A 20,610-nucleotide genomic window follows, 5' to 3' on the forward strand; every position below is an offset into this window, starting at 1 on the left:
ACAGGAAGGGGACGTGCTGACGTGTCGACACAGACTTTGATCGCTGCATTCGGATTCGCCGGGCTGCTGATCGTCACCGGGTGCGGCGAAGAATCCGATGCGGCGGGCGGTGCTTCACCGTCCGGTACCGCCACCGCGGACAACGAACCGGATGCCGCCGGGGATGCCGTGACGCTGCGCGCCGATTTCCATCCGGTGGCCGGCGCCCCACCGCAGGCGGAAACAGTGCGGGGTATCGCGGAGCAGCGGCGGTTCTCGGACGGGGCCACGGTGTCGGTGGAGTTGGGCGGACTCGTTCCGAACACCGACTACATCGCCCATCTGCACGTCGGCCCGTGCAGTCTGCCCGACCCGGGTGGCGCTCATTTCGCATTCGACCCCAGCGGTCCGGACGCACCCCCGAACGAGGTGCATCTGCGGTTCACCAGTGATGCGCAGGGCGACGGGATCGCGGTTACCGAGGTGGCGCGTCCGCTGCCGGACGGTCAGGCCGAGAGCGTCGTGGTGCATGCGATGGGGCAGGGCAGCCACTCCACCCCGAAGCTCGCCTGCGCCCAACTCGGCTGAGGCCGGCGCCCGCCCGAGGGACCGGTGAGCGCGTTCGGTCGAGACTGAGCGTTCCGGCGAAAATCCGGTGCCGCACCCCGCCGACTGGCACCATGCAAGACGTGACGGCAGCGGTCACCCCCAAGGGCGAACGGCGGCGGTACGCGCTGGTCAGCGCTGCCGCCGATCTGCTTTGCGAGGGCGGCTTCGACGCGGTGCGACACCGGGCGGTGGCCCGTCGCGCCGGGCTACCGCTGGCGTCGACCACCTACTACTTCTCCTCGCTCGACGATCTCATCGCCAAGGCCGTCGAACATGTCGAACTCCGCGAGGCCGAACAGTTGCGCCGCCGGGTGGCGGCCCTGTCGCGGCGGCGCCGCGGCGCGGAGTCCACGGCCGACGTGCTGGTCGATCTGCTGCTCGGAGAGGCCCCCGGAACCCCCGGCAGCGAGTCGCTGATCTCGCGCTACGAGCGCTACATCGCCTGCGCGCGTCAGCCGGGGCTGCGGGACATCCAGCGGCAGATCCTGCGGCAACGCACCGATGCGGTCGTCGAGGTGGTCGAGCGGTCAGGTCGGGCGGTGCGGGCCGAACTGCTCACCGCCCTGGTGTGCGCGGTCGACGGGGCGGTCGTCGCCTCACTGGTCGGCGATGGCGACGGCCCCCGGGCCAGCGCCAGAGCGACGCTGATCGACGTCATCGACGTCCTCGCCCCCGTCGGCTGACCGGTCGGGGGGTGCCCGATCGGGGTATCGATTGGGGCAAGACACTGCGCTCGGACCGAAGCTGTCCGATGATGGTGGCTTCACCTTCACGACGGGAGAGCGCATGAGTCAGCCCAACGAGGTCGGCGAGCAGCCCGCGCTGAAGCGCGTGATGGGCCCAGGCCTGCTGCTGCTGTTCATCGTCGGCGACATCCTGGGCACCGGCGTCTACGCGCTGACCGGGCAGGTGGCCGGGCAGGTGGGCGGCGCGGCCTGGCTGCCGTTCCTGCTGGCTTTCGTGATCGCCACCATCACGGCGTTCTCGTACCTCGAGCTGGTCACCAAATATCCGCAGGCCGCGGGCGCAGCTCTCTACGCGCACAAAGCATTCGGCATCCACTTCGTGACGTTCCTGGTGGCCTTCATCGTGATGTGCTCGGGAATCACGTCGGCGTCGACCGCGTCCCAGGCCTTCGCGTCCAACCTCATCAAAGGAATCGGTGAGGACGGAAATTGGGGCAAGGGCGCGGTCACCATCATCGCGCTGGCCTTCATGGCCCTGCTCGCGGCCATCAACCTGCGTGGGGTCAGCGAGAGCGTCAAGCTCAACGTCGTCCTGACGATCATCGAGATCACCGGTCTGCTGCTGGTGATCCTGGTCGGGCTGTGGGCGTTCACGCAGGGCGGCGACGTCGACTTCTCGCGGGCTGTCGTCTTCGAGAGTCAGGGCGACAAGAACATCCTGCTGGCCGTCACGGCCGCCACCTCGCTGGCCTTCTTCGCCATGGTGGGCTTCGAGGACTCGGTCAACATGGCCGAGGAGACCAAGGACCCGACCCGGGTGTTTCCGCGAGTCCTGTTGAGCGGATTGACCATTGCCGGGATCGTCTACATCCTGGTGTCGATCATCGCGGTCGCCCTGGTGCCCATCGGCGAACTGCGGGAGACCGCCACCCCGCTGGTTGCCGTCGTGGAGGCCGCCGCACCCGGACTGCCGATCGACGAGATCTTCCCGTTCATCACGATGTTCGCGGTGTCCAACACGGCGCTGATCAACATGCTGATGGCCAGCCGGCTCATCTATGGCATGTCCCGGCAGCGGGTGTTGCCGCCGGTGCTCGGGACGGTGCATCCGCGCCGGCACACCCCCTGGGTGGCCATCGTGTTCACCACGCTGATCGCCTTCGGACTGATCCTCTACGTCAGCGCCTTCGCCAGCAGCAAGGCGGTGTCGGTGCTCGGCGGGACGACGTCGCTACTGCTGCTGACGGTGTTCGCCGTGGTGAACGTCGCGGTGCTGGTACTGCGTCGCGACGTGAAGCAGACCGGCGGCCACTTCAAGACCCCGACCGCGCTTCCCGTGATCGGGTTCCTGACCTCGGCCTACCTCGTCCTGCCGACATCGGGTCGGCCCGCGGCGCAATATCTGGTGGCCGGTGTGCTCGTCGCCGTCGGAATCGTGCTGTTCGGTGTGACGCACCTGATCAACCGTCAGCTCGGCATCAAGGACGGTCACATCACCGATCCGACGAAGCTGGGTTCGAATCCGGACTAGCCGAGCGGAGTCGTTCCAGTCGGTTACCCAGCAACTCCACTCGGTGGGCGTTGCCGTGCAGCCGCAGATATCGCTGTCCGAACGCCGCGAGCAGTGCGTCGTCGAGTCGGCGCACCGCCCCGGCCGGGAACCGGTATCCCATCGCGGTGTTGATCGCTTCGGTGTCCACCCCGTCGAGCAGGACGGTCAGCTCGTCGAGTGAGGTGATGCCGAGTTCGAGCAGCAGCCCTGAGATCCAGCCGTAGTGGTCGGTGCGCGACCATCCCGCGTCGGCGTACCGATTGCCCAGATAGGTGGCCAACACCGCGGTCGAGATCCGCGGATCCGCTGACGGATCGGCGTCGTCGCCGGTGAGTTCCTCGTCGGTCAACTCGATGCGCAGCCGCTCCCGGATGGCGGTGAACTCCCGGTCGGCCAATTCGAGCAGACCCGCCGCCAGCGAGAAACGCCGGTCCAGATCGGGTACATGCTCGGCGGGGATGGACCCCTTGTAGCGGATGTCGTGTTCGAACTCGGCCCAGGCGTGCTGCAGGACCGTGCGGATCTGGATGGACGCCGGTTGTTGCTGGCCCTCCACGCCGACCAGCAGGTGTCGGCTGGCGTAACCCCAGCGGCCCTCGCGGGCTGTCTCCAGACCCATGTCGCGGTCATCGATCAGGCGCATCTCGTCGGAGATCAGAGTGGCCACCGCGTCGACGTCCTCGCGCAGATAGGTGATCACCCGCAGACCGATCTGGTCGGTGATCTCGACCAGCGGGTCGGTGAAGAGGCGGTGCCCGTCGACGCTGCGTTCGGCTTTGGCCGCGAATGACTCGACGCTCTTGGTCCTCGCGGTGATGCTCAGGTAGTTGATGCCGGCATCGTCGAGCAGCGCAGTGACCAGCTGCAGGTAGCGCTCGGTGGCGGAGACCAGCGCGGGCCGCCGGGCCGCGTAGTCCGAGACGGCTGTGCGGGCGACCGGTGAAAGGTGTTGAGTGGGTGTGGGTTCGAGGTCGGGGGGCAGGGTGGGAGTCACGATGCACCCGGTGTCCATGTCGCCGTACACGGTGACGTCGTCGGGGCGCCGGTGCGCGAAGAGTGCGACATAGGCGCACAGCACCGCGTCCACCGGATCCTCGGCCCGGCGCAATTCGTTTTTGCGGGTGGCGGTCTCGACGGATCGCCGAAGCCGGCGCCAGTCGTCGGACGCGGCGGCCTGCAGCGGCGGGTCCGCGGTGGCGAGTGCCTCGATGAGGTCCATCAGCCGCAGCAGTTCCGCTTGCAGGAGGCCGAACGCCCGGCCCGGTTTGGCCTTGTATTTGAGAGTGCGGCCGAGCCGGAACAGGGCGATGGACGCGGCGTGGGGATAGACCTCCAGCGCGATGCGGTCCGCACCGGAACGCGGATCGAGATCGAGGTCCAGCGCGGCGGCCAAGCGACCGCCCCGCGGTCCGCCGGCGAATTCCGGTTTGCGGGTGTTGGACGGATGCGCGCCGGCCTGGAACCTCTGGAAATCCCGGTTGAGCGCGGCCTCCGCCGGCCGATTGCCCTCGGAGTTGACCACGACCAGCGGTGCATCGATGCCGACCACGCAGTCGCCCTCGACCAAGGGCCCGAGCGCGGCCAGGATCGACGCGTCGTCGGACTGGGCGGACAGGTGCACGAGCGCGCCGGCCTCGTCGATCACCGCGACACCGCTCGGCTTCTTCTCACCCCAGGCGAGGTCCAGCCCCACGTAGTACATCCCCCCAGCCTGCCGTACCCAGCGCCGTAAGCTGTGTGTTCGTGACGAACCCCGCGCCCGTGCCGAATGTGCTGGCCAATCGCTACGCCAGCGAGGACATGGTGGCGATCTGGTCGCCGGAGGCCAAGATCGTCGCCGAACGCCGGCTGTGGCTGGCGGTGCTGAGAGCGCAGATCGAGCTCGGCACCGAGGGCGCCGCGGTGCCCGCCTCGGCGATCGACGACTACGAGCGGGTGCTCGAGAACGTCGACCTGGCCTCGATCGCAGCCCGGGAGCGGGTGACGCGCCACGACGTCAAAGCGCGCATCGAGGAGTTCAATGCGCTGGCCGGCCACGAACACGTCCACAAGGGCATGACCAGCCGCGACCTCACCGAGAACGTCGAGCAGCTGCAGATCCGCCGCAGCCTGGAGCTGGTACACGCCCACGGCGTGGCGGTGGCAGCGCGGCTGGCCGAACGCGCGGTCAGCTACCGCGACCTGGTGATGGCCGGCCGCAGCCACAACGTCGCCGCCCAGGCCACCACTCTGGGTAAACGTTTCGCCTCGGCGGCCGAGGAGACGCTGATCGCGCTGACCCGCATCGAGGAACTCATCGACCGTTATCCGCTGCGTGGCATCAAGGGGCCGATGGGAACCGCCCAGGACATGCTGGACCTGTTCGGCGGCGACACGGTCAAACTGGCCGAGTTGGAGACGCGGGTCGCAGCGTTCCTGGGCTTCCGCAACGTGTTCACCAGCGTCGGGCAGGTCTACCCGCGTTCGCTCGACCACGACGTGATCTCGGCGCTGGTGCAGCTCGGCGCGGGTCCGTCGTCGCTGGCCCACACGATCCGCCTGATGGCCGGCCACGAACTGGTGACCGAAGGCTTCGCGCCCGGTCAGGTCGGTTCGTCGGCCATGCCGCACAAGATGAACACCCGGTCGTGTGAACGGGTCAACGGCCTGCAGGTGGTGCTGCGCGGATACGGCTCGATGGCGGCCGAACTGGCCGGTGCACAGTGGAACGAGGGTGACGTGTTCTGCTCGGTGGTGCGCCGAGTCGCCCTGCCCGATGCGTTCTTCGCCGTGGACGGGCAGATCGAGACGTTCCTGACCGTGCTCGACGAATTCGGCGCCTATCCCGCGGTGATCCAGCGCGAACTCGACCGCTATCTGCCGTTCCTGGCCACCACCCGCATGCTCATCGCCGCCGTGCGCGCCGGGGTCGGCCGCGAGACCGCGCACGAGGTGATCAAGGAGCACGCCGTCGCCGTGGCGCTGGCGATGCGGGAGCAGGGTCAGGAGCCCGATCTGCTGGACCGGCTGGCGGCCGATCCCCGGTTGCCGCTGGATCGCGTCGCGCTCGAGGACGCACTGGCCGACCGCCAGGCGTTCACCGGCGCCGCGGGCGACCAGGTCGACCGGGTCGCCGAGGAGGTGGACGAACTGGTGAGCCGGTATCCGGAGGCGGCGAAGTACACCTCGGGCGCCATCCTGTGAAGCTCGAGCGGATCGACTTCACCGATCTGGACAACTTCGCCAACGGGTTCCCCCACGATCTGTTCGCCCTACACCGGCGCGCGGCCCCGGTGTACTGGCACGAACCCACCGAGCACACCCCGGACGGGGAGGGCTTCTGGTCGGTGGCCACCTACGCCGAAACCCTTGCCGTCCTTCGCGATCCGGAGACCTACTCGTCGGTCACCGGCGGCCAGCGACCCTACGGCGGCACGCTGCTGCAGGATCTGTCCATCGCCGGACAGGTCCTCAACATGATGGACGATCCGCGGCATTCGCAGATCCGGCGGCTGGTCAGCTCCGGACTGACTCCGCGGATGATCGCGCGGGTGGAGGACGACCTGCGCACCCGGGCACGCCGCCTGCTCGACGAGGTGGTCCCCGGCGAACCCTTCGACTTCCTCGTCGACGTGGCCGCCGAACTACCGATGCAGATGATCTGCATCCTGCTCGGAGTGCCGGAGTCCGAACGTCATTGGCTGTTCCACGCGATCGAACCGCAGTTCGACTTCGGCTCTGCCCGCAGGGCCCAGTTGGGCACCGTGGGCCAGATGTCGGCGGAGGAGGCCGGATCGCGGATGTACTCCTACGGCACCGAGCTGATCGCGGCCAAACGAGCCGAGCCGACCGATGACATGCTCTCGGTGGTGGCCAACGCGACGGCCGAAGCGATGACGGATCTGGAGCTCTATCTGTTCTTCAGCCTGCTGTTCAGCGCCGGCGCCGAAACCACCCGCAACGCGGTGGCGGGCGGACTACTGGCGTTGATCGACAATCCCGACCAGATGCGTTGTCTGCGTGAGAATCTCGATGGGCTCCCGCCGGCGGTCGAGGAGATGGTGCGGTGGACCTCGCCGTCACCGTCGAAACGCCGCACCGCGACGCGCGATGTCGAGCTGGGCGGATGCACCGTCCGGGCCGGGCAGAAGGTGCAGATCTGGGAGGGTTCGGCCAACCGGGACGCCGCGGTGTTCGCCGACCCGGACACCTTCCGCATCGACCGCAAACCCAACCCGCACCTGGGCTTCGGGCAGGGGGTGCACTACTGCCTGGGCGCGAATCTGGCCCGGCTGGAACTGCGGGTGCTGTTCGAGGAGTTGCTGAGTCGATTCGGTTCGGCCCGATTGGCGGCTCCGGTCGAGTGGACGCGCAGCAACCGTCACACCGGAATGCGGCATCTGGTGGTGCAACTCGACGCGTGAAGCCGGACGCGTCAGCGGCGGTGACAGTCACCGACCATAAGACCGGTTGGCCGGGACAGGACGCTGTCGTACCGTCGGGACCATGGGTGATTTCATGCGGGTCGTCAGCGTCGGCCGCGATATCGACGCACCGGCCGAGGCCGTCTTCGAACTGATCGCCGATCCGGCGCGGCAACCGGAGTGGGACGGCAACGACAACCTCGCCGAAGCGCCCTCCGGTCAGCGGGTGCGGGCGGTCGGTGAGGTGTTCACCATGTCGATCACCACCGGGGCACTGCGGCACAATCACGTCGTCGAATTCGTCGAGGGGCGGCGCATCGCGTGGCAGCCGGCAGAGCCGGACAGTCCGCCTCCGGGTCATCTGTGGCGATGGGAGCTCGAGCCGCTCGGGCCGAATCGCACACTGGTCACCCACACCTACGACTGGAGCCAGCTGACCGACGAGGTGCGCATGCAGCGGGCCCGCGCCACCACCGGCGACAAACTCAAGGCGTCGCTGGACCGGCTGGCCGCGGTCGCGGAGCGGCGATGACCGGCGGCGGGCACATCCGGATCTCCGACGCCGACCGGTCGGCGGTCCGCCTGATCCTCGAACGCGCCGTCGGCGAGGGCAGACTGACCCTCGACGAGTTCACCGAGCGGGTCGACGCGGTGCTGGCCGCCCGCACCCGCGCGGAGCTGGACCCGCTGCTGCACGATCTGCCGGTGCAGGTGTCGTCCGATCCGGTCGAGCTGCGCGGGCGGATGACCTCACTGGTGCGGCGCGGACAGTGGACGGCGCCACCGCAGATCCGACTCAACACGCGGATGTGCGACACCACGCTGGACTTCACGTCGGCGCAGCTGCGCAGCCCCGTCGTCGAACTGACGATTGACGACTATTGCAGTTCGACGCAGATCGTCCTGCCCGACGACGCCACCGCAGATCTGTTCGGCGTGGAGACCGTCGCGGGCAGCGTCACCCTCAAAGTCGCCACCGCGCCGCGGTCGTCGCGGCTGCATCTGATCGTGCGTGGACGCATCCGGATGGGATCGGTCACCGTGCGTCACCCGTTCGGCGCGGCGCTGCGGCGGTTCCGGTCGCGCTGAGCGCACCGGCACGGTGGGCGGACTCCGCGATCAATCTCCGGTTGCGGGCGTCGATCGCGTCCTGCGTGGCCGGGATCAGCAGGTCACCTCCCGGGCCCGCGGTGGCCTGCGCGCGTGTGACGTAGGGAAGCTGGTCGCGCTGATACTGCGCCAGCGCCTGCGGCAGGTCGTCGGGGTGGCTGCGAAGCGCGTGGGCGAGATGCCAGGCGCCGGTCATCGCAAGGCTGGTGCCGCGACCGGACAGCGGAGACGCGCAGTACGCGGCGTCGCCAACCAGGGCCACCCGTCCCTGATGCCACCGTGGCATCTCGATCTGGCTGATCGAATCGAAGTACAGGCCGGCATCGGCGCGGACGGCATCGAGGAGTTCGGGGATGCGCCACTCGTCGTGACCGGCATAGGCGTCGCACAGGATCTGTTTCTGCGCGTCCAGGTCGTGATAGTCGTATTCGATCCATGGGGAGCGGAACGCGAAGATCGCCAGCGCCGTCGTCCGGTAGGTGACGATGCCGACCAGGTGTCCGGGGAAGTTTTACATCGGGTTGATCCGACTGGTCGGATGGAAGTCCGGCAGTGCGGCCAACGCGATGTAGAAGCCGAGGTGGCGCAGGTGATGGCTCTCGGGTCCGAACCCGAGGCGGCGGATCCCCGAGTGCAGACCGTCGGCGCCGACCACGAGGTCGTAGCGTTCGCGGGTCCCGGCGGCGAAGGTGACGTCGAGCCCGTCGGCATGATCGTCGAGTCCCACCACGAAATCACCGAACCTGACTGCGGTGGTCGGATCGAGTCGATCGCGCAGGATCTCGATCAGGTCCTGGCGAGGGATCTCGATGTCGTCGGCGGAGTCGTTGACCTCGTCGGGCGGTATCTCGGCCACGACATCGCCGGTACTGGTGACGAACTGCACGCGTTCGCTCATGTCGATGCGCGCCCTGCGGATCGATTCCAGGACGCCCATTCGGTCGGCCACCGCCAGAGCGTCGCCCCGGATGTCGATCGGTGAGCCCGTCGTGCGGAGGCGGTCCGCCCGTTCGACGACGGTGGTCTGATGCCCCTCGGCGGCGAGGGTGATCGCTGTACTGAGACCGGCGATGCCCGCGCCGGAGATGAGAATTCGCATCGATTCGCTCCTCATGCCATAAGATACGCAGTGTTTCTTAAACATAGAGGCCTCAAATAGGGAACGCAATGTCTCTTAAATCCGACGATGCTCCGCGACGCCGCCGAGGGGCTGCTCTCGAGGAGGCGCTCCTGGAAGCGGCGTGGGCGGAGATCGCCGAACGCGGCTATGACGAGTTCACGATCGACGCGGTCGCGGCGCGGGCGGGCACCAGCCGCGCGGTGCTCTACCGGCGCTGGCCGGGCAAACAGGATCTGGTGCTGGCCGCCCTGATCCGCGAGGTGCGCAGGGACACCGTCGTGGTCCCCGACACCGGCAGTCTGCGCGGCGACGTGATCGGACTGCTGCAACGCGCCAACGAATCACGCATCGGCCTGGCAACTCAGGTGTTCACCCAGCTCGGCGGTTTCTACCGTCAGACGGGCACCAGTCTGGCCGACCTCGGAACGCCGGTGCTGGGAGGTCCGGACCACAGCCTCGACGAGGCGATCCAGCGCGCCGTCGACCGTGGTGAGATCCGCGCCGATCGAGTCACCGAACGTATCGCGCGACTGCCGGCGGATCTATTCCGCTACGAAATCCTCTTCACGCTTCGTCCGGTGTCCGATCAGACCATCGAGGAGATCGTCGACACCATCTTCCTGCCGCTACTGGACTACCACCCGAGCTGACCCCGCTCCGGCTCAGCCGCGGCTGGCGATTCCGGCGGAGCGCAGCTCGAGGGCCGCCAGCCCGCGGATGGCGACGGGATCCTGATTGCGCCAGGCCGCGACCGGGTCGCTGTTGACGCTGACCAGCTTGCCCAACGGCCGGTTCGCCAGCGCGCGCAGAGCGAGCAACTGCTGGCCCGACGGGGTGGCGGCCAGCGTGACGGCGGTCCACTTGCGCCGGAAGAACCGCAGCCGGAGGAACAACCACGGCATGGCCACCGCCAGGATCGGCGGCGACGCGACGGCCAGCGCCAGCACCCATGCCAGCCATGACGCCGTGGTGTCGAGGTTGTGCCCGGCGCCGGCGATGTCCAGCGACGCCTCACTGGCCGCTCGGAGCGGCCCGCGCAGTGCGTCACCCAGCAGCGGGATGCCTCCGGTGCGATCGCCCGCGGCGTCGAGATTGTCGGCGACACCGTTCGCGCCCTCCTCGACCTGGCGGCCCACCTCGGCGATGGTGGCCACCGCCGAGTGCACCGCCAAGCCCACCGTCACCCAGATGAACGACCACACCACGATCACGATGTCGCTGACCAACTGCCCGAGCAGGCGGCCCGGAGTAGTGGCATAGGGCACAAACCGAGAAGTCATGCCACAGATGCTGCCCGATGGCGACGGCGGGCAGGAGCGAAGCGACCCGGGAACTTATGGACGGCGGGCAGGAGCGAAGCGACCCGGGAACTTATGGACGGCGGGCAGGAGCGAAGCGACCGGGGAACTTATGCTGACCCGATGCGTCCCCCTCTGTCCGACTACCGCCATCTGGCCAGCGGCAAGGTTCGCGAGCTGTACCGCATCGACGAGGGACACCTGCTGTTCGTCGCGACGGACCGGATCTCGGCCTATGACCACATCCTGTCCACGCCGATTCCGGACAAGGGCCGCATCCTCACCGCGATGAGCGTGTTCTACTTCGATCTGCTCGACGGACCCAACCACCTGGCCGGTCCACCCGACGATGAGCGCATCCCCGAGGAAGTCCTGGGCCGGGCGTTGGTGGTCAGACAGCTGGAGATGTTGCCGGTGGAGTGTGTCGCCCGGGGCTATCTCACCGGTTCGGGTCTGGTCGACTACCGGAACACCGGTACGGTCTGCGGCATCGCTCTGCCCGAGGGACTGACCGAGGCCAGCCGCTTCGCCGAACCGCTCTACACGCCGGCGTCGAAGGCCGAACTCGGCAGCCACGACGAGAACATCAGTTACGACCGGACGGTCGAACTGGTCGGTGCCGAGCGCGCCGAGCAGTTGCGTCAGCGCACGCTGCAGACCTATACCCAGGGCGCGGAGCACGCGCGCCGGAAAGGGATCATCATCGCCGACACGAAATTCGAGTTCGGCGTCGACGCCGCAGGCGATCTCGTCCTCGCCGACGAGGTGTTCACGCCAGACTCGTCGCGCTACTGGTACGCCGCGGGTTACCGCGAGGGCCAGGTGCAGAACAGCTACGACAAGCAGTTCGTACGCAACTGGCTCACCGGCCCCGACTCGGGCTGGGACCGCGCCGCCGACCAGCCACCGCCCCCGCTGCCCGACCAGATCGTCGAAGCAACCCGCGCGCGTTACATCGAGGCGTACGAACAGATCTCGGGCCTGTGCTTCGACGCGTGGATCGGGGCGCGCGCGTGAGGGCCACACCGCCGGTCGCCAAACGCGTCGAGTACCGCCGCGAGTTCCACGACGACGTCTTCATCGACCCCTACGAGTGGCTCCGCGACAAATCCGATCCTGCGGTGCTGGCCCACCTCGAAGCCGAGAACGCCTACACCGACGAGCAGACCGCGCACCTGGCGCCCCTGCGGGCGGCGATCTTCGACGAGATCAAGGCCAGGACCAAGGAGACGGACCTCTCGGTGCCCACCCGTCGCGGTGACTGGTGGTACTACGGCCGCAGCTTCGAGGGTAAGCAGTACGGGGTGCAATGTCGTTGTCCGGTCATCGATCCGGGCGACTGGATGCCTCCGCACCTGGACGAGGACACCGCGATCACCGGTGAGGAGATCCTGCTCGACGAGAACGTCGAGGCCGAGGGGCATGAGTACTTCGCCCTCGGCGCCGCCACGGTCAGCATCGACGGCGACATCCTCGCCTACTCCGTCGACACGGTCGGAGATGAGCGGTACACGTTGCGGTTCAAGGACCTTCGAACCGGTCAGCTCTTCGAGGACACCATCGTCGGAATCGGCGCCGGCGCGACGTGGGCCGCCGACAACCGCACCGTGTACTACTCCACCGTCGACCACGCCTGGCGTCCGGACACCATCTGGCGGCACCGCCTGGGCTCCGGTCTGCCGGCCGAGAAGGTGTACCACGAACCCGACGAACGGTACTGGCTGGGCGTGGGGCGCACGCGCAGCGACAAGTATCTGATCATCGCAGCCGGCAGCGCGGTCACCTCGGAGATCCGCTACGCCGACGCGGCGGATCCCGACGCCGAGTTCGCCGTCGTGTGGCCGCGCCGCGATGGTGTGGAATACGAGGTCGAACACGCCGTGGTGGGCGGTGAGGACCGGTTTCTGATCCTGCACAACGACGGCGCGGAGAACTTCACTCTGGTCGAGTCCCCGGTGAGCGATCCCATGCAGCTGCGGACCCTGATCGAACACCGCGACGACGTGCGGCTCGACGCCGTCGACGCCTTCGCCGGCCACCTCGTGCTCAGCTACCGGGCCGACGCTCTGCCCAAGATCCAGCTCTGGCCGCTCAGCCCGGACGGCACCTACGGCCGCGCCGAGGACATCACCTTCGACAGCGAGTTGACTTCGGCGGGGCTGGGGGCGAACCCGAATTGGGACGCGCCCAGACTGCGGGTCGGTGCCACCTCGTTCGTCACGCCGGTGCGGATCTACGACATCGAGCTGGCCACCGGGGAACGGACGCTGCTGCGTGAGCAGCCCGTCCTCGGCGACTACCGGCCCGAGGACTACGTCGAGCGGCGGGACTGGGCAGTGGCGCCCGACGGCGCCCGGATCCCGATCTCGATCGTCCACCATGCCGGGCTACAATTCTCCGCGCCGACACTGCTCTACGGATACGGCGCCTACGAATCGTGCGAGGACCCCCGGTTCTCCATCGCCCGGCTCTCGCTGCTCGATCGGGGGATGGTCTTCGCCGTCGCGCACGTCCGCGGTGGGGGCGAGCTCGGACGCCCGTGGTACGAGCACGGCAAGCTGCTCGAGAAGGCCAACACCTTCACCGACTTCATCGCCGTGGCAAGGCATCTCATCGCCACGGGGGTGACACGTCCGGAGAACCTGGTGGCGCTCGGCGGCAGCGCCGGCGGTCTGCTCATCGGCGCGGTGGCCAATCTGGCGCCCGAGCTGTTCGCCGGCTTCCTGGCCCAGGTCCCCTTCGTCGACCCGCTGACCACGATCCTCGACCCGTCGCTGCCGCTGACCGTCACCGAGTGGGACGAGTGGGGCAATCCGCTCGAGGACGAGATCGTCTACCACTACATGAAGTCCTACTCGCCCTACGAGAACGTCGTCGCCAGGGACTATCCGCCGATCCTGGCCATGACGTCGTTGAACGACACCAGGGTGCTCTACGTCGAGCCAGCGAAATGGGTTGCTGCACTTCGACATTCGAAAGCCGATACGAACCCGGTGCTACTCAAGACCGAGATGAGCGCCGGGCATGGCGGTATCAGCGGCCGCTACGAGCGGTGGAAGGAGGCCGCGTTCCAGTACGCCTGGGTGCTGGCCACCGCGGATCGCGAGCACTACGGCGGCGGACAGGTGGGTAACTTCTTCACCGGCCCCGCCATCTAGTCGCCGACAAGTTGGGTGCCTAGGCTGGCGTGGTGGGCAGAAACACCTACCACCACGGCGATCTGCGAGCCACGATTCTCGCGCAGGCGGCCGATATGGTCGCCGAGCGGGGAGCCGATGGCATCTCACTGCGTGAGCTGGCTCGGGCTGCCGGTGTATCGCATGCCGCCCCGGCCCACCACTTCACCGACCGTCGCGGCCTGTTCACCGCGCTGGCCGCGCAGGGCTGGCGCGAACTGGCCGCCGCGCTGGAAGGTGCCCGTCCCGAATTCCTCGACGCCGCAACCGCCTACGTCGGCTTTGCGTTCGGTCATCCCGGTCACTACGCGGTGATGTTCGACCGGTCACTGGTGGACAGCGCGGATCCGGCACTCGTCGAGGCCGAGTCGGCCGCCCGGACGGAACTGAGCCGCGGCGTGGCGACGTTGACAGACGCGCGGGCGCAGTCCGACCCCGACGGTGCCGCGCTGGCGGCCTGGTCGCTGGTCCACGGATTTGTGATGCTGCGGCTCAATCACGTGATTCCCACCACCGACGATCCGGTCGACGAGGTGGCGAGGGTTGCGAAGATGCTGTTCGGCGAGTAGCGGCCCGGGTGGAGTAGCGTCCGGGAAATGGTGGACTCGACTCTCTCCGACATCGAACTCAACACGCTCGACGGCACGTCGACGACGCTGCGCGAACTGGCCGACGGCGCGGCGCTGGTGGTCAACGTGGCCTCCAAGTGCGGTCTCACCCCGCAGTACAGCGCGCTGGAGAAACTGGCCCAGGACTACGGCGACCGCGGGCTGACGGTGATCGGCGTGCCGTGCAACCAGTTCATGGGCCAGGAGCCCGGTACGGCCGAGGAGATCCAGACGTTCTGTTCGACGACCTACGGGGTGACGTTCCCGTTGCTGGCCAAGACGGAGGTCAACGGGCCGAACCGGCATCCCCTCTACGCCGAGCTGACCCAGGCGCCCGATGCCGACGGCGAAGCCGGCGACATCCAGTGGAACTTCGAGAAGTTCCTCGTGGCGCCGGACGGTTCGGTGGTCAACCGGTTCCGGCCGCGCACCGAGCCCGATGCGCCGGAAGTGGTGGCGGCGATCGAAGCGGTGCTGCCGCCACAGCGGTGAATCGCGCAGTTGTCAGCTGACGTCGATGTCGTCGCAACCGCCCCGACACCTGACGTTGCCACACTCGCGTCCATGGCTGGACAACTGATCGTCTCGATCTCACACGTCAGCGCGCGAACCCTCGACGATGTGGCCGCGTTTCGCGACGACCTCGAATCGCGCGGCGTCCCGGCCTCATTCCTGGTCGCACCCCGTCTCAAGGGCGGGTACCGGCTGGATCTCGACGCCCCGACGGTGACCTGGTTGGCCGATCAGCGCGCCGCCGGAGACGCGATCGTGCTGCACGGCTTCGACGAGGCCGCCACCAAGAAGCGGCGCAGCGAATTCGCCTCGCTGCCCGCGCATGAGGCCAACCTCCGGCTGATGGGTGCCGACCGGGTGCTCGAACACCTCGGGTTGCGCACCAGACTCTTCGCCGCACCGGGCTGGGCGGTTTCGCAGGGCACTGCAGTGGCGCTGCCGCGCAACGGCTTCCGATTGCTGGCCGGATTCAACGGGGTTACCGACCTGGTCCGCGGTCACACCATGCGGGCCCGCGTCGTCGGAATCGGTGCCGGCTTCGTCGCCGAACCGTGGTGGTGCCGGACCGTCGTGCTGTCGGCCGAGCGAACCGCGCGCCGGTCGGGCACCGTGCGCCTGGCGGTATCGGGAAAGCACCTGGGCAAATCCGGCCCACGCCAGGCGATCCTGGACGCCGTCGATCTGGCGCTGCTGCACCGGTGTATGCCGCAGGTCTACCGGTGGGAGCCCCATCCGGCGCTCATCGACGCGGCCTAGAACTCGGTGCCGTTCTCCTCGTCGAGCACCTGGAAGTCGGTGTCGGTCATCTCGCTCAACCGGCCGTAGAAGATGCCGCGGGCGCTCGGATCGATGATCGCCTGATGGATCGGGACCGCCCGGGCCGGGGCGACCGCCCGCAGATACTCCACCGCCTCGGAGATCTTCATCCACGGTGCCGCGGCCGGAGTGGCCAGCACGTCGACCGGCTCGCCCGGCTCGAACAGTGCGTCACCGGGATGCATGAACCGCGCCGGGTGCTCTCCGTCACCGACGAGGTAGGAGATGTTGTCGATCTCGGGCAGTTCCGGATGGATGATCGCGTGTCGCCCGCCCACCCCCCGCACGCTCAGGTGACCGATGGTGAACTCGTCGCCGGCGTGCACCGCGCGCCAATTCCCGCCGAGCTGCTGAGCGGTCTGCGGGTCGCAATACAGCGCCGCATCGGGATTGGCGTCCAGCAGGGCGGGCAGGCGTTCGGTGTCGGCGTGGTCGGGGTGCTGGTGGGTGACCAGGATCGCCGACAGCCCCGTGATGCCTTCGAACCCGTGTGAGAAGGTGCCCGGATCGAAGAGGACCGTCGTGTCGTGCCCCGAGGGATCCGAAAAGCTCGCGAGTAAGCACGAATGGCCGAAATGCGTGAGTTGCATGAGGATATTGTGGCGCTCAAACGGGGCCGGGGTGGGGGTTCGGATGCGGCTGATGCTGGCAGCGGTGCTGACGAGCTGCGGGTTGGCGCTCGCACTACCGGTACCCGCGTGGGCGCAGCCGCTGGACTGCCCGCCGCTCTGCGACCGCATTCCCGCGTCGGCATGGATCGCGCCGACCTCGATTCCGCTCTACGACGTCTACCGCTGGCCGGAACTGTCGAACGTGTCGGTGACGGCCCGAGATCCACGGTTCCGTTTCGAGCAGGAGTGCGCCACCGAACCCGCCACCGATGACCCCCGGGCATGGGCGGTGGCGGCGAGATCGTCGGTCACCTCACCGGACGGGCAGTGGCAGCTGCAGTCGCAGGTGCTGCACTGGCGCGGGGAGACCTGGCGTTCGGGTCAGACCGCTGTCGAGGTCTTCGACACCGCGGTCGCAGCGGTGCGCCGCTGCCAGCTGACCTCTCCGTTCACCTCCCCATCGGTGACGACCGCCGAGCCGAACCGGCTGGCCGCGGTGCTCAGCACTCCGGAGCGGTCCGTGCTGCACCAGTACCTGCTCGTCGACCCGCGTAACGGATCGTTGACCGAGCTTGCTCTGTGGTCGACGGTGTCGCCGCCGCAGGTGCCCTGGCCCGCCACGTCGGACGCTTCGGTACTCGACGCGATGGCCGCGCCGCTGTGCACGGCCTACATCGGGTCATGCCGGTAGCGGGCGAGCGCCCTGCTCACCGGTAGGATCGTCGGCGTGGCAAAGGTGGTGGTGCACGTGATGCCCAAGGCCGAGATCCTCGACCCCCAGGGGCAGGCGATCGTCGGGGCCCTGGGCCGTCTCGGTGTGACGGGCGTCTCAGATGTTCGCCAGGGCAAACGATTCGAGCTCGAGGTCGACGACGGCGTGACCGACGAGACGCTCGCCGAGATCGCGGAATCCCTGCTGGCCAACACCGTCATCGAGGACTGGTCGGTGGCCAGGGGAGAGTCATGACGGCGCGCGTCGGAGTGATCACCTTCCCCGGATCGCTCGACGACATCGACGCCGCACGCGCGGTTCGGTTGGCGGGCGCTGAACCGGTCAGCCTGTGGCACGCCGACGCCGACCTCAAGGGCGTCGACGCGGTCGTCGTCCCCGGTGGCTTCTCCTACGGTGACTATCTGCGGGCCGGCGCGATCGCCAAGTTCGCGCCGGTGATGGGCGAGGTGATCCGCGCCGCCGAGAGCGGGATGCCGGTGCTGGGGATCTGCAACGGATTCCAGGTGCTGTGCGAGGCGGGCCTGCTGCCCGGGGCGCTGACGCGCAACGTGGGGTTGCACTTCATCTGCCGCGATGTGTGGCTCGAGGTGGTGTCCAACACCTCGGCGTGGAGCACGCGTTACGAGGTCGGTGCTGATCTGTTGATCCCGCTGAAATCCGGTGAGGGCCGCTATGTCGCCAGCGAGCAGGTGCTCGACGAACTCGAGGGCGAGGGCCGCGTCGTCTTCCGCTTTCGCGAGAATCTGAACGGCTCGATGCGCGGGATCGCCGGAATCAGCTCGGCCAACGGCCGTGTGGTCGGTCTGATGCCGCACCCGGAGCACGCCACCGAGGCGCTCACCGGTCCGTCCGACGATGGGCTCGGCTTGTTCCTGTCCGCGCTGGATGCGGTGCTGACCGTCTGAAAATTTGTGCCCTGGGCCTGTTCGGGTCGGTGTTACGTTCGAGCGGTGCTAGTCGATCCAGACGTGCTGCGTGCCTTCGCGGAGCAGGTTGATGCGGCTGCGACGGAGATCAGTGGACGTGATGTGACGGCCGTCGCGCCTACCGCCGCTGACGGCCTCGCCGGGTCTTCGACGCAGTGGGCGGCCCGGCAGGTCGGTCACCACCTGGGGCTGGCGGCCGACGATATAGTCAAGGATGTCCAGGCGATGGGCGTCGCCGTCCGTGGCGCCGGCGACCGCTACGAGGTCGAGGACTCCGGCTTGTCAGGCGCCTTCGACCGGCTGTTCTGACCGTGTTGCCTTCGCGTTCACGGTTGCTTGGCTGGAACCCAGGGTCTCTGGCGGCTGCCGCAACGGCCATCCAGACCGCCGGAGAGTCGATCTACGATGCCGTCGTCACACTCGACGACGGCATCGATCGGATGCCCCAATCCCGCGGCTGGGCCGGACAGGGCCACGACGCCGCCACCCGCATGTTTACGCGGGCTACAGATCGCTCGTCGGTCCTCAAGAACTACACGGACGCATTCGCCGGCGCGCTGCAGAAGGGATGCCGGACTATTGGTAGCGCACGAACGGCTCTCTTGAGCAAGGCAGACGAGATCGACGCGACTCCGCTGAACGTCACCGACCAATGGGTCGTGTTGATCGATCCCGCCGGTATGTCCGCGGAGCGGGCCGCCGAACTACAGAAGCTGGCCGTGTTGGCGCAGGCCGAGGTGAACGAGCTGCTGCAAGCGGTCGGCGAGGCCGACGACCAGACGACACAAGCGCTCATCGTGGCCAGGGGACAAGGACGGGTTTTCGAGAGTCTTGAGTATGGGCCGCCCGGACCCGTGCCTGAGGCGCCGTCAGATGACGTGCGCGACCCGTCGACCCCGGAGGGTAGACAGTTCCAGGAGATGGCACGCGACCAGGACATGGCGACGACCGTCCGTGAGGTCGCCGAATCCACCGATCGCGACGGCAACCTGGTCAGCACGTACACGATGGTCGACGGCAGCACCCAGGTCACCACCGAATACATCGACCAGGGCCTGCCGAGTCAACAGATCTATCCCGCCGGAACCCTGAGAGTCGTCCACACCGACAAAAACGCCCATCTCGTTTCAGAAACCATGACCACGCCCCGCGAGGACGGCGGTAAGCGAACGGAGGTTTCGTATGCGGGTGGGACGCACATCACGATCTCGCAGAATCCGGATGGCACACAGTCCGGCAGCTGCATCACGGCTGACGGCAAGCACGCTGTTCTTCCGGACTCGTTCTTCCAGGACCCGCTCCCGACTTTGGCCGGTGGTGCGCTGTCGGGCCTCGAAGTGAAGGCAGGAAAAGGAATCCAAGGATTGAGCGCCCCGGCGCTGGACGGGTTGAAGGCCGGTGCGAAGTGGGGCGGACCCGCCATGGGCATCGCCCAGGCCGTCCTCGGCGTCTACAGCGCCGATACGGTGTACGAACACTGTGTGGCCACCTGGTCCGGCGGGATCGGCTTCGCGGGCGGCATTGCGACGTCCGTCGCGGTGGGCGCAATCCCGGGGGTGGGCCCCTTCGCCGCAATGGGCGCCAACGTCGCCGGCGGGTTCCTGTTCGGCTATGTGGGAAAGTTGGTCGGAAATGTGATGTGCGGCCCGTGAAGTCGTCGATGGCGACAGCGTTCCTTTGTCTGGTCTTCGGACCCTTCGGGATCTTCTGCCTCGCCTGGACGTTCGTGTTCGCGTCCCGGACGCAACTGCTTTCCGCCGTCGTAGCACTGGGGTTCGCCGTCTTCACCCTGGGTTTGGTCGCGATGCTGCTGATCGTCGCAACCGGCAATGTCGCGCCACGCATATCCGCCGACGGCGACGGCGTCACAGTGCGGCCGGACCGAAAAGTAGATGGTCTGCTCATCGCATCGACCGTCGGGGCGTTCATCGCTATGGCGGTGTACGCGGTCTTCGCGCCATTGCACATGCTCGATATCGAGGTGGCGGGGAAGAATCAGCGCTACTTCGTGATCGTCTGCGCTGCCGCGGTAGTGGTGGGCCTGGTCAGCCTGAGGCAAATTATTCGGAGGCGGGGTACGAGCTATCTGCGCCTCGACGCCGCAGGGCTGGAGACCGGCAACACCATGACCTCGGTGCAGCGACGGTGGGAGGACGTGACCGACATGGCAGATAGGCCCCGAAACGGACGTCAGCCTGGCGGCGCCATCTACATCCTCACCGACGACGGGCACTCCCGGGAGATCCCGTCCAGTTGGTACACGCCAGGAGGGCAAGCGCTACTCGACGTCGTTCGCTTCTACTGGCGCCACCCGGAAGCCCGAGACGAACTCTCGGACGGCCGGGCCGTCCGACGGTTCGAAGCTGAATCTCGACGAAAGCCACAATGATTCGCCAATACCTCGCCGCCGTCTTGGTACTCCTGTGCCTGGCAGGCTGCACCGGCACGACCACCGAGGGAACGCCGCAGG

At 67.7% G+C, this 20,610-nt stretch carries 24 protein-coding genes; 19 read left to right on the top strand and 5 right to left on the bottom strand.

Going from position 1 to position 20,610, the window contains the following annotated elements:
- The first annotated feature begins 21 nt into the window (after window positions 1-21).
- From ACN27E_RS21755 to ACN27E_RS21765, 3 genes are all read left to right on the top strand, one after another.
- On the top strand, window positions 22-567 hold the full coding sequence (locus ACN27E_RS21755; RefSeq protein WP_422744618.1) for a hypothetical protein: 546 nt from the start codon (window positions 22-24) through the stop codon (window positions 565-567).
- A 92-nt stretch (window positions 568-659) separates the two neighbouring features.
- The gene (locus ACN27E_RS21760) at window positions 660-1,271 is read left to right on the top strand and encodes a TetR/AcrR family transcriptional regulator (RefSeq protein WP_422744620.1); all 612 of its coding nucleotides are present in this window, start codon (window positions 660-662) and stop codon (window positions 1,269-1,271) included.
- Between the two features lie 103 nt (window positions 1,272-1,374).
- Window positions 1,375-2,805, top strand: coding sequence for an APC family permease (locus ACN27E_RS21765; RefSeq protein ID WP_422744622.1), 1,431 nt, complete (start codon window positions 1,375-1,377; stop codon window positions 2,803-2,805).
- Here the strand turns inward: ACN27E_RS21765 and relZ are convergent.
- Window positions 2,768-4,528 (bottom strand): bifunctional ribonuclease/(p)ppGpp synthase, encoded by a 1,761-nt coding sequence (gene relZ / locus ACN27E_RS21770; RefSeq protein ID WP_422744624.1) that lies wholly within the window; start codon window positions 4,526-4,528, stop codon window positions 2,768-2,770. The genes ACN27E_RS21765 and relZ overlap by 38 nt on opposite strands.
- A gap of 59 nt (window positions 4,529-4,587) precedes the next feature.
- Between relZ and purB the strand changes: the two genes are divergently transcribed.
- The 4 genes from purB (at window position 4,588) to ACN27E_RS21790 (ending at window position 8,318) form a co-directional block, all read left to right on the top strand.
- Complete coding sequence (gene purB / locus ACN27E_RS21775) at window positions 4,588-6,009, top strand: adenylosuccinate lyase (RefSeq protein WP_422750044.1); 1,422 nt, start codon at window positions 4,588-4,590, stop codon at window positions 6,007-6,009.
- On the top strand, window positions 6,006-7,229 hold the full coding sequence (locus ACN27E_RS21780; RefSeq protein ID WP_422744626.1) for a cytochrome P450: 1,224 nt from the start codon (window positions 6,006-6,008) through the stop codon (window positions 7,227-7,229). Before purB ends, ACN27E_RS21780 begins: the two co-directional genes overlap by 4 nt.
- Before the next feature lie 82 nt (window positions 7,230-7,311).
- On the top strand, window positions 7,312-7,761 hold the full coding sequence (locus ACN27E_RS21785; protein WP_422744628.1) for an SRPBCC family protein: 450 nt from the start codon (window positions 7,312-7,314) through the stop codon (window positions 7,759-7,761).
- Window positions 7,758-8,318 carry a DUF1707 SHOCT-like domain-containing protein gene (locus tag ACN27E_RS21790; RefSeq protein ID WP_422744630.1) on the top strand — a complete coding sequence of 187 codons (561 nt, stop codon included), beginning with the start codon at window positions 7,758-7,760 and terminating at the stop codon, window positions 8,316-8,318. The genes ACN27E_RS21785 and ACN27E_RS21790 overlap by 4 nt, the downstream gene beginning before the upstream one ends.
- On the opposite strand, the gene ACN27E_RS21795 is transcribed toward ACN27E_RS21790, so the two are convergent.
- Window positions 8,266-8,625 (bottom strand): FAD-dependent monooxygenase, encoded by a 360-nt coding sequence (locus tag ACN27E_RS21795; RefSeq protein ID WP_422744632.1) that lies wholly within the window; start codon window positions 8,623-8,625, stop codon window positions 8,266-8,268. The two genes, ACN27E_RS21790 and ACN27E_RS21795, sit on opposite strands and share 53 nt — an antisense overlap.
- A 225-nt stretch (window positions 8,626-8,850) precedes the next feature.
- A complete protein-coding gene (locus tag ACN27E_RS21800) occupies window positions 8,851-9,438 on the bottom strand; it encodes an FAD-dependent oxidoreductase (RefSeq protein WP_422744634.1) in 588 nt (195 codons plus the stop codon).
- A 68-nt stretch (window positions 9,439-9,506) separates the two neighbouring features.
- Here ACN27E_RS21800 and ACN27E_RS21805 point away from each other — a divergent pair, with 68 nt between their 5' ends.
- On the top strand, window positions 9,507-10,109 hold the full coding sequence (locus tag ACN27E_RS21805; protein WP_422744635.1) for a TetR/AcrR family transcriptional regulator: 603 nt from the start codon (window positions 9,507-9,509) through the stop codon (window positions 10,107-10,109).
- Between the two features lie 12 nt (window positions 10,110-10,121).
- Here the strand turns inward: ACN27E_RS21805 and ACN27E_RS21810 are convergent, their stop codons facing one another.
- On the bottom strand, window positions 10,122-10,739 hold the full coding sequence (locus tag ACN27E_RS21810; protein ID WP_422744637.1) for a hypothetical protein: 618 nt from the start codon (window positions 10,737-10,739) through the stop codon (window positions 10,122-10,124).
- Between the two features lie 141 nt (window positions 10,740-10,880).
- Between ACN27E_RS21810 and ACN27E_RS21815 the strand changes: the two genes are divergently transcribed.
- From ACN27E_RS21815 to ACN27E_RS21835, 5 genes are all read left to right on the top strand, one after another.
- A complete protein-coding gene (locus tag ACN27E_RS21815; RefSeq protein WP_422744639.1) occupies window positions 10,881-11,774 on the top strand; it encodes a phosphoribosylaminoimidazolesuccinocarboxamide synthase in 894 nt (297 codons plus the stop codon).
- Entirely contained in the window at window positions 11,771-13,915 is a 2,145-nt protein-coding gene (locus tag ACN27E_RS21820) for a S9 family peptidase (RefSeq protein ID WP_422744641.1), read from the top strand. The genes ACN27E_RS21815 and ACN27E_RS21820 overlap by 4 nt, the downstream gene beginning before the upstream one ends.
- 32 nt (window positions 13,916-13,947) lie before the next feature.
- Window positions 13,948-14,502 carry a TetR/AcrR family transcriptional regulator gene (locus ACN27E_RS21825; protein WP_422744642.1) on the top strand — a complete coding sequence of 185 codons (555 nt, stop codon included), beginning with the start codon at window positions 13,948-13,950 and terminating at the stop codon, window positions 14,500-14,502.
- Between the two features lie 27 nt (window positions 14,503-14,529).
- A complete protein-coding gene (locus tag ACN27E_RS21830) occupies window positions 14,530-15,033 on the top strand; it encodes a glutathione peroxidase (RefSeq protein WP_422744644.1) in 504 nt (167 codons plus the stop codon).
- 72 nt (window positions 15,034-15,105) lie between these two features.
- Window positions 15,106-15,810 carry a DUF2334 domain-containing protein gene (locus ACN27E_RS21835; RefSeq protein WP_422744646.1) on the top strand — a complete coding sequence of 235 codons (705 nt, stop codon included), beginning with the start codon at window positions 15,106-15,108 and terminating at the stop codon, window positions 15,808-15,810.
- Here the strand turns inward: ACN27E_RS21835 and ACN27E_RS21840 are convergent.
- Entirely contained in the window at window positions 15,807-16,460 is a 654-nt protein-coding gene (locus ACN27E_RS21840; RefSeq protein WP_422744647.1) for an MBL fold metallo-hydrolase, read from the bottom strand. The genes ACN27E_RS21835 and ACN27E_RS21840 overlap by 4 nt on opposite strands.
- Before the next feature lie 43 nt (window positions 16,461-16,503).
- On the opposite strand from ACN27E_RS21840, the gene ACN27E_RS21845 reads away from it, so the two are divergent.
- Genes ACN27E_RS21845 through ACN27E_RS21870 form a run of 6 tightly spaced genes read left to right on the top strand, consistent with a single transcriptional unit; the run spans window position 16,504 to window position 20,529 of the window.
- Window positions 16,504-17,172 carry an ATPase gene (locus ACN27E_RS21845; protein WP_422750046.1) on the top strand — a complete coding sequence of 223 codons (669 nt, stop codon included), beginning with the start codon at window positions 16,504-16,506 and terminating at the stop codon, window positions 17,170-17,172.
- A 36-nt stretch (window positions 17,173-17,208) separates the two neighbouring features.
- The gene (purS, locus tag ACN27E_RS21850; protein WP_422744648.1) at window positions 17,209-17,448 is read left to right on the top strand and encodes a phosphoribosylformylglycinamidine synthase subunit PurS; all 240 of its coding nucleotides are present in this window, start codon (window positions 17,209-17,211) and stop codon (window positions 17,446-17,448) included.
- Window positions 17,445-18,119 (top strand): phosphoribosylformylglycinamidine synthase subunit PurQ, encoded by a 675-nt coding sequence (purQ, locus tag ACN27E_RS21855; protein ID WP_422744650.1) that lies wholly within the window; start codon window positions 17,445-17,447, stop codon window positions 18,117-18,119. Before purS ends, purQ begins: the two co-directional genes overlap by 4 nt.
- 45 nt (window positions 18,120-18,164) lie before the next feature.
- Complete coding sequence (locus tag ACN27E_RS21860) at window positions 18,165-18,449, top strand: type VII secretion target (protein ID WP_422744651.1); 285 nt, start codon at window positions 18,165-18,167, stop codon at window positions 18,447-18,449.
- A gap of 23 nt (window positions 18,450-18,472) precedes the next feature.
- Window positions 18,473-19,792, top strand: a complete 1,320-nt coding sequence (locus ACN27E_RS21865) for a hypothetical protein (RefSeq protein WP_422744653.1) — start codon at window positions 18,473-18,475, stop codon at window positions 19,790-19,792.
- On the top strand, window positions 19,789-20,529 hold the full coding sequence (locus ACN27E_RS21870) for a hypothetical protein (protein WP_422744655.1): 741 nt from the start codon (window positions 19,789-19,791) through the stop codon (window positions 20,527-20,529). The genes ACN27E_RS21865 and ACN27E_RS21870 overlap by 4 nt, the downstream gene beginning before the upstream one ends.
- Window positions 20,530-20,610: the final 81 nt, after the last annotated feature.

Source organism: Mycobacterium sp. WMMD1722, from assembly GCF_049315205.1.
Classification (GTDB): Bacteria; Actinomycetota; Actinomycetes; order Mycobacteriales; family Mycobacteriaceae; genus Mycobacterium.